The sequence below is a fragment of the Oleiphilus sp. HI0086 genome (assembly GCF_001635225.1).
Genome location: NZ_LWFZ01000454.1, coordinates 1 through 616 on the forward strand (window position 1 = coordinate 1; position 616 = coordinate 616).

1 protein-coding gene is annotated in these 616 nt (G+C 43.0%); it reads left to right on the forward strand.

All coding sequences use genetic code 11. The features are described from left to right. Window positions 1-527: type II secretion system F family protein (locus tag A3756_RS05600; protein WP_197481197.1), on the forward strand; the 527-nt coding region annotated here is incomplete at its 5' end. Window positions 528-616 lie beyond the last annotated feature (89 nt).

Consider the following 616-nt stretch of genomic DNA (forward strand, 5'->3'; position numbering starts at 1 on the left):
TCCTTGTCTTGGCCGGTATGGGCTTTAAGGTCATGCTAAAGAAAGATGGCTTCCGCTTTGCGTATCATAAGCGCTTGTTAGGTATGCCATTTATTCAAAAGATTTCGAGGGGCTCCAATACCTCTCAATTTGCTAGTACGCTTAGTATCCTTAATAGTAGCGGCGTGCCTTTAGTTGATGCGATGCGCATATCTTCCGAGGTCTTAACAAACGATTGCCTCAAAGCATCCTTAGCTGAAGCAGCGCAGAAAGTGAGTGAAGGTGCAAACTTGCACAATTCTCTTGAGCAAACAGGCTACTTTCCACCAATGATGATTCATATGATCGCCAGCGGCGAGTCTAGTGGCGAGTTGGATGAAATGCTTGAAAGAACAGCACGGCATCAGGAAAGCGATCTGCAAGGACTAATCGAAACAATCCTTGGTTTGTTTGAACCGCTCATGTTGCTCTTTATGGGCGGCGTGGTTTTGGTCATTGTCTTGGCGATTATGTTGCCTATATTGAATATGAGTAATTTGGTTGCATAGATTTTGGTATAAAATCGTCGGCCACTTTGGTTGTGCAGTTATCACAAGAAATTATAAATACCTACTTAGATAAGGAAGTAAGATGAAAC